General features: G+C 73.0%; 8 protein-coding genes, 2 tRNA genes and 2 pseudogenes. 7 read left to right on the forward strand and 5 right to left on the reverse strand.

Features of this window, described 5'->3' with window-relative positions; all coding sequences use genetic code 11:
- Together NWP09_RS09755 and NWP09_RS09760 are read left to right on the forward strand one after the other, a co-directional pair.
- Positions 1-499 (forward strand): annotated as a pseudogene (locus tag NWP09_RS09755) (DNA primase); the annotation flags it as partial.
- Between the two features lie 78 nt (positions 500-577).
- Positions 578-650: transfer RNA gene (locus tag NWP09_RS09760), tRNA-Asn, on the forward strand.
- Between the two features lie 406 nt (positions 651-1056).
- Here the strand turns inward: NWP09_RS09760 and def are convergent.
- Complete coding sequence (gene def, locus NWP09_RS09765) at positions 1057-1620, reverse strand: peptide deformylase (protein ID WP_258275322.1); 564 nt, start codon at positions 1618-1620, stop codon at positions 1057-1059.
- 41 nt (positions 1621-1661) lie between these two features.
- Between def and NWP09_RS09770 the strand changes: the two genes are divergently transcribed.
- From NWP09_RS09770 to NWP09_RS09780, 3 genes are all read left to right on the forward strand, one after another.
- Positions 1662-2603, forward strand: a complete 942-nt coding sequence (locus NWP09_RS09770) for a DMT family transporter (protein ID WP_258275323.1) — start codon at positions 1662-1664, stop codon at positions 2601-2603.
- The gene (locus NWP09_RS09775; protein WP_258275324.1) at positions 2600-3769 is read left to right on the forward strand and encodes a glycosyltransferase; all 1170 of its coding nucleotides are present in this window, start codon (positions 2600-2602) and stop codon (positions 3767-3769) included. Before NWP09_RS09770 ends, NWP09_RS09775 begins: the two co-directional genes overlap by 4 nt.
- 27 nt (positions 3770-3796) lie before the next feature.
- A tRNA-Ile gene (locus NWP09_RS09780) sits at positions 3797-3870 on the forward strand.
- Here the strand turns inward: NWP09_RS09780 and NWP09_RS09785 are convergent.
- Positions 3868-4575: a VOC family protein gene (locus tag NWP09_RS09785; RefSeq protein WP_258275325.1), complete on the reverse strand. Its 708-nt coding sequence runs from the start codon at positions 4573-4575 to the stop codon at positions 3868-3870. The genes NWP09_RS09780 and NWP09_RS09785 overlap by 3 nt on opposite strands.
- A 149-nt stretch (positions 4576-4724) precedes the next feature.
- Here NWP09_RS09785 and NWP09_RS09790 point away from each other — a divergent pair, with 149 nt between their 5' ends.
- The gene (locus tag NWP09_RS09790) at positions 4725-5576 is read left to right on the forward strand and encodes a phosphatase PAP2 family protein (protein ID WP_258275326.1); all 852 of its coding nucleotides are present in this window, start codon (positions 4725-4727) and stop codon (positions 5574-5576) included.
- On the opposite strand, the gene NWP09_RS09795 is transcribed toward NWP09_RS09790, so the two are convergent.
- The 3 genes and pseudogenes from NWP09_RS09795 to NWP09_RS09805 all read right to left on the reverse strand — a co-directional run bounded on the left by NWP09_RS09795 (position 5551) and on the right by NWP09_RS09805 (position 7876).
- Positions 5551-6114, reverse strand: a complete 564-nt coding sequence (locus tag NWP09_RS09795) for a pyridoxamine 5'-phosphate oxidase family protein (protein ID WP_258275327.1) — start codon at positions 6112-6114, stop codon at positions 5551-5553. The two genes, NWP09_RS09790 and NWP09_RS09795, sit on opposite strands and share 26 nt — an antisense overlap.
- Positions 6111-6362, reverse strand: a complete 252-nt coding sequence (locus NWP09_RS09800; protein WP_258275328.1) for an SHOCT domain-containing protein — start codon at positions 6360-6362, stop codon at positions 6111-6113. Before NWP09_RS09800 ends, NWP09_RS09795 begins: the two co-directional genes overlap by 4 nt.
- A gap of 155 nt (positions 6363-6517) precedes the next feature.
- Positions 6518-7876: pseudogene (locus NWP09_RS09805) on the reverse strand (APC family permease).
- A 68-nt stretch (positions 7877-7944) separates the two neighbouring features.
- Here NWP09_RS09805 and NWP09_RS09810 point away from each other — a divergent pair.
- A partial coding sequence (locus NWP09_RS09810) for an alanine racemase (RefSeq protein WP_258275329.1) occupies positions 7945-8481 on the forward strand: 537 nt, incomplete at its 3' end.

The raw sequence follows: 8481 nt of genomic DNA on the forward strand, positions 1-8481 counted from the left end.
GGTCGGGCCCGCGCATCCGCCCGCCGACGTCGCGCTCCAGCAGCTCGAGCGCGACCCCGCGTCGCGGCTCGAGCGCGACGCGATCGCGGCGCTCCTGCAGCAGCCCGCGGTGCTCGGGCGCGACCTCGCCGCGCGCGGCGCCTCCGCGTACGTCGCGAACCCGTCGCTCGCGGTCGTGCGCGACGGGATCCTCGCTTCGCTCGAGCGCATCGAGGCGCCCGACTTCTCCGAGCACGTCGCGGCGACCGTGCCGCCGGAGATCGTGCCGCTCGTGCGCACGCTCGCGATGGCGCCCATCCCGCAGTCGTCGAAGGAGGGCGTGCGCGCCTACGTGCGCGGCATCGTGGGCTCGCTCGTCGACCGCGACATCCTGCGGCGCAAGGCCGAGCTGCTCGGCAGCCTCCAGCGGCTCGGCAGCGACGACCCGGAGGGCTCGAAGCGCCTCCAGCAGCAGCTGCTCGACCTCGAGCGCGAGCGGCGGTCGCTCCGCGAGGAGTGACGGCAGCGCGCCGTTGAGGGGCGCCGATGTGACCCGCGCCCCGCTGGGATGCTACGATGGTCGTCGCTCCCGCAGCGATCCTCGATAGCTCAATTGGCAGAGCAGCCGGCTGTTAACCGGCAGGTTGATGGTTCGAGTCCATCTCGGGGAGCGATGGAAATGCCCCGCCTCCGGCGGGGCATTTCTCGTGCGTGGCCGGTCCCGGTACGCCGACGATGTCGGCGGGCGCGGAGCGGTGCTCCGCGGGTTGATGGTTCGAGTCCATCTCGGGGAGCGATGGAAATGCCCCGCCTCCGGCGGGGCATTTCTCGTATCCGCTCTAGCGACGCCGATTGCGGCGGCCGAGCCACCCGAGGGCGCTGTCGAGGATCGAGCCCGTTCCGCGACCCCTGGCCGCCGGCGAGCCCCTCCTCCCGGTCGGACGCACGCCGCGCTTGGCGCCGCTCGTGCCCATGCCGGGCAGCGCCCGGCGGAGGTTGGACAGGAAGTTCATGATGCACGCTCCTCTCGTTGCCGGGACGGTACAGCGCGCACCTGAGCGACCGGCGGGAGCCGGCTCAGTCCTCCAGGTTGTCGACGCCCGGCATCCAGCTGAGCCCCTCGACGCCCCACTTGTTGCGCTTGATCGCCTTCTGCACGCCCTTCGTGCCGAACGCATCCAGCCGGTCGGCGTAGAGGATGCCGTTCAGGTGGTCGAACTCGTGCTGCAGGATGCGCGCGAGCCACCCGGACGCCTCGAGCTCGTAGTGCTCGCCCGTGACGTCCTGCGCCTTGAGCAGCGCGCGCTCGGCGCGCTTGAGGGCGAAGCGCTCACCGGGGATCGAGAGGCAGCCCTCCTCCTCGTCGTCGTCCGGCACGCCCACGGGCGGCGGCGAGATCCACAGCTCGGGGTTCGCCGCGACCCCGCGCGTGCGCACACCCTCGGCGTCGGTCCAGTCGTAGACGAACAGCCGCTTCGCGAGCCCGATCTGCGGGGCGGCGAGGCCGACGCCCGGCGCGGCCTCCATCGTCTCGAACATGTCGTCGACGAGTCGAGCGAGCTCCTCGTCGAAGGCGAGGACGGGGTCGGCGACGCGGTGCAGCACGGGGTCGCCCGTGATGCGGATGGGCAGGACGGTCATGTCCTCCAGGGTATCGGCGGCCCGGACGGTAGGTTCGTGGAGTGCTCTTCACCGCCCTCGACGACATCGCGGCAGAGATCTCTCTGACGCCGATGCAGGCGCTCGGGATCCCGGTCGCGATCGTGGGCGCCGTCTTCCTGTCGGTGGGCACGCAGTTCCAGCACCGCGGCGTCGACCAGTTCGAGGGCGGCGATCAGCGCGGCGCCCACCTGGGCGGCTCGGCAGTGCTGGGGCTGCTGCGCAAGCCCGCGTGGGTGCTCGGCACGCTGCTCCTCGGGCTCGCGGTCGTGCTGCAGATCGGCGCGCTCGCGCTCGCGCCGCTCATCGTCGTGCAGCCGCTGGGTGCCGTGGCGCTCGTGGTGACCGCCATCCTGAACGCCCGGCTCGCGCGCATCAAGCTCGATCACCGCACGATCCGCGCGATCGGCCTGTGCCTCGTCGGCATCGGCATCTTCGTCGGCGTCGCCGCGATCTTCGCGGTCGAGCGCCCCATCAGCGACCGGCAGCTGCTCACCGTGCTCGCGCTGCTGGTCGTCGCGCTCGCCGGGGTCGGCGTGCTGTGGTGGTTCTACCGCCACAAGGCGAACGCCATCTTCTACATCGTGACGGCCGGGGTGCTCTACGGCTTCGTCGTCACGCTCTCGAAGATCGTCATCAACCGCATCATCTCGGGCCAGTTCGAGTGGCTCACCGTCGTGTGCGCGGTCGCGCTCGTCGTGGCCCTCATCGCCGGCAGCTACGCCGTGCAGCTCGCCCACGCGTCCGGCCCGCCCGATCTCGTGATCGCCGGCCTGACCGTCGTCGACCCGCTCGTCGCCGTGCTCATCGGCGTCGCGGTGCTCGGCGAGGCCGCCGCGACGCCGCCGTGGGCGATCCTCGTCTTCGCCGCCGCGGGCGCGCTCGCCGTCACGGGCGTGCTGCAGCTCGCGCGCCACCACCCCCAGATCCGCCCGCTCGCCGAGGCGCCCGAGGAGACCCCATGACCGATCGACCGATGCGCGTGCTCATCGCGACCGACACCTTCGCCCCGGACGTGAACGGCGCCGCCAAGTTCACGACCCGGCTCGCCGCCCAGCTCACGAAGCGGGGGCACGAGGTGCACGTCGTCGCGTCGGCACTCGGCCGCGGTCGCCACGGCACGCACGTCGAGGAGCACGAGGGGCAGCGCTTCACCGTGCACCGGCTGCGCTCGATGCTCTACCCGGGCCACGAGTGGCTGCGGTTCGCGCAGCCGTGGCGCGTGTTCTCGAACGCGGCGTCGCTGCTCGACGCGCTCCGGCCCGACGTCGTGCACTTCCAGTCGCACCTCGTGCTCGGCCGCGCCTTCTCGCTCGAGGCGCGCAAGCGCGGCATCCGCGTCATCGGCACCAACCACCTCATGTTCGAGAACCTCATGGACCACTCGAACATCCCCCGCGGCCTCCACGGCACCGCGGTCGACTGGGCGTGGAGCGACGCCGCGACGGTCTTCAGCCGGTGTGACGTCGTCACGACCCCGACGCAGCGCAGCGCCGACTACCTCGAGCGGAAGACCGGACTCACGGGCGTGCGCGCGATCTCGTGCGGCCTGCCCGGCGACGAGTACCACCCGAACCCCGAGCGGCAGCACGGCCGGATCGTCTTCGTCGGCCGGGTGACGAGCGAGAAGCGGCTCGACACGCTCGTGCGCGCGGTCGCGCAGCTGCCCGCCGACCTCGACTGGCACCTCGACATCATCGGCGTCGGCGACCTCATCGACGAGCTCGGCGCGATGGCGCGCGAGCTGCACATCGCCGACCGCGTCACGCTCACGGGCTTCGTGAGCGACGAGGAGCTGCGCGAGCGCCTCCGCTCGGCCGAGGTCTTCGCGATGCCGTCGACGGCCGAGCTGCAGTCGATCGCGACGATGGAGGCGATGGCGACCGGCCTGCCGGTCGTCGCGGCCGACGCCATGGCCCTCCCGCACCTCGTGCGCGATGGCGAGAACGGCTGGCTGTTCCGGCCGGATGACTCGGCGGACCTGGCGGAGAAGCTCGAGCGCGTCATGCGGCTGAGCGACGAGGAGTACGCCGCCTACCGGCAGCGGAGCCTCGAGATGGTCGCGCCGCACGACATCGACGCGACCATCAGCGCGTTCGAGCGCATCTACCGCGGCCACGACGCCGAGTAGGCTCGATCAGTCGGGCCGCGCGCCCGCGGGGCGGTAGCTCAGCTGGTCAGAGCAGGGGACTCATAATCCCTCGGTCACGGGTTCAAGTCCCGTCCGCCCTACTCCTGCGACACCGCAGAGGGGTCGGTGCACACGACGCCCTCGTTGCCGTCCGGGTCGGCGATCACGGTCAGCCACGGAGCCTTGCTGTCGTCGACGATGGCGCCCCCGGCGTCGATCGCGGCGGCGATGCGCTGCGACGCGACCTCTGGCGCGACATACACCTCGAGGTGGAACCGCTGCCGCTGCCCGGCCGACTCGTCCAGGTCCCCGAACCACAGGTTCGGCACCCGGCCGAGCGGGTCGCGGACCTCGTCGCTCGGGGACCCGTGACCCCGCGCATCCGCCCGCCCGGTGAGGAGCGCCGCCCACACGGGGGCGATCGTCGCGGAGCGGTCGGTGTCGAGGCCGAGCTCGACGACGGCGACCGACTGCGGGTCGGCGCGGAGCCCGTGCTCGGCGGCGACCGAGCTGATGCGGCGGGCGACGTCGAGGTCGAGCTCGGTCACCCACTGCACGATGTGCTCCGTGCCCTCGCCGTCGCGGTAGACGGCGTCGTCGCTCACGAGCCGGAGGTCGACGCAGCCGCGGTCGAGCGTCGCGACAGGGTGGTGGCCGAGCGCGTCGCCGACCTCGGCGACGGCGACGAGGAAGCGCGCGCCGGCCGCGAAGCCGTCGATGACGAATCGCGCGTGGAGCCCCTGCGCGAGCTTGCGCCAGTCGGTCAGCCCGGCTGCCGCGATCCGCTCTCCCTGGAGCATGTCCATGCGGGTCCTCTCCCTCGGCGTGCGGCAACGCTCGCAGAGACCCGGCTGCGCCGCAATCGCCGAGATGGTCGCGAGCGAGCGCCCAGCCGCGCCGAAGCCGCCGCGCGCTAGCGTCGACGACCAGCACGAGTCGCGGCGAGGGGATGGGCATGCGCGCGGAGGGGACGCCGGCGGAGCACGGCACGACCGGCGAGCGCCGGCAGGACACCACGATCGGCGACGTCGAGCTCGTCCACTGGCGCACCCTCCTCGGCCGCGCGATCGCGGCAGCGGGAGCGCGGCTCGGCGAGATCGTGGGGCCGTACGCGACGCTGCTGCTGACCCTCGCGATCGGCGCCGCCATCGCGTTCGGCCTCAGCCTCGGCGCCGTCGCGGTCTACGATGCCGTCACGGATGAGGACGGCGTCGCCGGCATCGACCGCCCGCTGCTCGACGCGATCCTCACCTTCCGCAATCCCGGGGCGGATGCGCTCATCACCGGCTTCACGGATCTCGCGGGCACGGTCGGCATGCCGCTCATCGCCATCTCGGCCCTGCTCATCCTGAGCCTCCGGCGGCGCTCGTGGACGCCCGTCGTGCTCATCGTCGCGGCGGGCGCCGGATCGCTCCTCATGACGGTCGCGGGCAAGGTGCTCATCGGCCGCGACCGACCGCCGCTCGCCGACGCCGTGCCGCCGTACGAGGTCTCGGCGTCCTTCCCGAGCGGGCACACGCTGAACGCGGTGGCGATCCTCGGCGTGATCGCCTACCTGCTCGTGCTGCGCCGCTCGACGGCGTGGGCGCGCGCCGCGATCATCGCGGTCGCGGCGCTGGGCACGGTGCTCGTGGCCGCGAGCCGCGTGTACCTCGGCCACCACTGGGTGACCGACGTCATCGCGGGGTGGCTCCTCGGCGCCGCGTGGCTCGCGCTCGTCATCACCGCGCACCGGCTCTACCTCACCGCGCGGCTGCGCCACGACGAGGGCAAGCAGGTCGTCACGCCCCCGCGCGCTCCGGCGTAGTCGCTGCGGCTGCAGCGAGCGACACGCGCTCGGTCGCAGCCTCCATGTCTCGCCGGGCCTGCCAGATCGGATGTCCGACGAGGTATGAGCGGGCGCGGTCGTCGAGGGCGATCCGCAGGAAGCAGACGCGCTGCTCGCCCTCGGCCCGCGCACGGTCGTAGCCCTCGAGGATCCGCCGGCCCATCCAGAACCGGGAGAAGACCGCGCGCCCCGCGGCATCGTCCCAGCGCAGGATCTCCGCCGTGCCGTGCACCTGCACGGTCGCCGGTGGCAGGAACGAGAGCACACGCCTGGGCACCGGGATCACGAGGGAGACGCGCGGATCGCGCGCGACATCGCGCGCCTTCAGCAGGTGCAGCCGCGTCATGACGTAGAGCGCGAGCGGATGCGCGTCGCGGGCGGCGCCGTAGCAGACGCCCGCGGAGTGCGGCGCGCCGGTCTCGCCGCTCGTGGCCAGCACCGCGAAGTGCTCGCGACGGATCTGCCGGACCACGCGCGCGGCGGCAGCGCGCTGCGCCGTCGCGAGCGCCGTCGTCATCGGCGCCTGCGCCCGGCTTCGAGCGCCTCGAGCAGCTCCCGGAACTGCTCCGGCCCGATCTCTCCGCGCGCGAGCCGCTCCTCGAGGATGCTCCTGGCCGCATCGAACCCCTGCGCCCCGGGCGCGCCGGGTCGCGCGCCCCGTAGCGACAGGACGACCGCGACGACGATGCCGGCGATGATCACGAGGGTGATGAGCATCCCCGGGATCCACATCCACCATGCGGCGTAGCCGTGATCCCACATCATGTCCAGCTCCTGCCGGCTCGCGCCGGACCCGCCGTGCGCTCGACGGGTGCTTCGCGTCGAGGCTGGCGCGGCGGGCTCCTTCGAGCCGCTGACACCAGCATCCGCCGCCCTCGCGCGGCGGTCAAGGGGGCGCGACGCGCTCCTGCTGCCCGGCGCTACGACCCGGCAGGATCGGGCTCCGACTGACCCTGGGAACCACCGCCGATGCGGGTCGCGGCATACGCGACGAGGCCCACCGCGAGCGCGATCGCGCCGAGCAGCCACACGTGCGGCTCCTGCTGGGTCAGCAGCAGGATGCACGACGCGATGCCGAGCACGGGCACGAACGTCCAGACCCGGAAGTGGTCGCGCTCGACCGTGTCGCGGCGCAGCACGAGCACGGCGACGTTCGTGCTGAGGAAGACGAACAGCAGCAGGAGCACGACCGTCTCGGCGAGCGTCGCGAGATCGCCGAGGAACGTCAGCCCGATCGCGATCGCCGTCGTCACGAGGATCGCGACCCAGGGCGTGCGGCGCTCCGGCAGCACCTTCCCGAGCGGCGCGGGGAGCAGCCCCTGCTCGGCCATGCCGAACGCGAGGCGGCTCGCCATGATCATCGTGAGCAGCGCTCCGTTCGCGACCGCGATGAGCGCGATCGCGCTGAAGACCCAGCCGGGCACGGCGGCGCCCGTCGCCTCGAACACGTCGAGGAGCGGCGCGGTCGAGCCCGCGAGCTCGTCGGCCGGCAGCGCGATCGCGCTCGCGATCCCGACGAGGATGTAGACGACGCCCGCGACGATGAGCGAGCCGAACAGGGCCCGCGGTTACACGCGACGCGGGTTCCGCACCTCCTCGATCACGTTGGCCGAGGTCTCGAAGCCGACGAACGAGTAGTAGGCGATGATCGCGGCCGAGAGCGTCGCGAGGGCCGGGTCGACGCCCGCGGGGAACTCGCCGACGCGCGAGGCGTCCCCGCCTCCGCCGCCGACGAGCATCCCGACGGCGACGATGATGATGACGAGCCCCGAGAGCTCGATGACGGTCATGACGACGTTGCCAGCCATCGACTCGCGGATGCCCCGCGCGTTGAGCACTGCGACGAGCAGCAGGAAGAGCGGCGCGGCGACGACCGCCGGCACCGGCACGAACTCCGCGAGGTAGTCGCCCGCGAACGCGAGCGCGAGCCCCGCGGCGCTCACCACGCCGGCAGCCATCATGCTGAAGCCCACGAGGAACGAGACGATCGGGCTCTTGAACGCGCGCTGCGCGAACACCGCGGCGCCGCCCGCCCTCGGATACTTCGTGACGAGCTCGGCGTACGAGCCGGCGGTCAGCAGCGCGAGCAGGAGCGCGACGAGCAGCGGCACCCAGAGCGCGCCGCCGACCTCAGCCGCCATCGCGCCGGTGAGCGCGTAGACCCCGGCGCCGAGCACGTCGCCGAGGATGAACAGGAACAGCAGCGGCCCCGTGATACCGCGGCGCAGCTTCGTGCCGATCTCACCGTCGCTCGTCGCTGTCCGCTCGTCCACGCTCATCAGGTCAGGCTAGGTGGCGGGGGCTGGGCGGGCACCGGGAGAGACGCGCCGCGCGGTACGCTCCGGTCGTGGCCCCATCGACCCCCTTCCTCGCGGTCGACCTCGAGCGCATGCAGGCGAACGTCGCCCGCGCCGCCGACGCCGCGACTGCGCGGGGCATCGCGCTGCGCCCGCACGCGAAGACGCACAAGACGATCGAGATCGGGCGGATGCAGGTGGCGGCCGGGGCGCACGGCCTCACCGTGGCGACGGTGGGGGAGGCTGAGGCGTTCGCCGCCGGCGGGCTCGACGACCTGTTCATCGCGTACCCGCTGTGGATCGACGCCGACCGCGCGGCGCGGCTCAGCCACCTCGCCGCGACCGGCGCCGCGATCGCCGTGGGCGTCGACTCGGTCGAGGGCGTCGAGCGGTTCGTGCGCGCGGGCCTCGCCGGGCGCGTCGCGGTGCGCGTCGAGATCGACGTGGGCCATCACCGCTCCGGATGCGCGCCGGAGCACGCGGGTGAGGTCGCCCAGGCGGCGGCCCGGTCGGGCGTCGACGTCGAGGGCGTCTTCGCGTTCCCCGGCCACGCGTACGCGCCCGACGCCCTCCGAGCGGCCGCCCGC

Source organism: Agrococcus sp. HG114, assembly GCF_024723325.1.
In the GTDB taxonomy this organism is placed as follows: Bacteria; Actinomycetota; Actinomycetes; order Actinomycetales; family Microbacteriaceae; genus Agrococcus.

What these genes read in the sequence shown, in the direction of transcription:
- def (WP_258275322.1), bottom strand. Translation starts at nt 1,620, where the DNA reads ATGACCGTCCTGCCCATCCGCATCACGGGCGACCCCGTGCTGCACCGC.
- NWP09_RS09775 (WP_258275324.1), top strand. Translation starts at nt 2,600, where the DNA reads ATGACCGATCGACCGATGCGCGTGCTCATCGCGACCGACACCTTCGCC.
- NWP09_RS09785 (WP_258275325.1), bottom strand. Translation starts at nt 4,575, where the DNA reads ATGGACATGCTCCAGGGAGAGCGGATCGCGGCAGCCGGGCTGACCGAC.
- NWP09_RS09790 (WP_258275326.1), top strand. Translation starts at nt 4,725, where the DNA reads ATGCGCGCGGAGGGGACGCCGGCGGAGCACGGCACGACCGGCGAGCGC.
- NWP09_RS09795 (WP_258275327.1), bottom strand. Translation starts at nt 6,114, where the DNA reads ATGACGACGGCGCTCGCGACGGCGCAGCGCGCTGCCGCCGCGCGCGTG.
- NWP09_RS09800 (WP_258275328.1), bottom strand. Translation starts at nt 6,362, where the DNA reads ATGATGTGGGATCACGGCTACGCCGCATGGTGGATGTGGATCCCGGGG.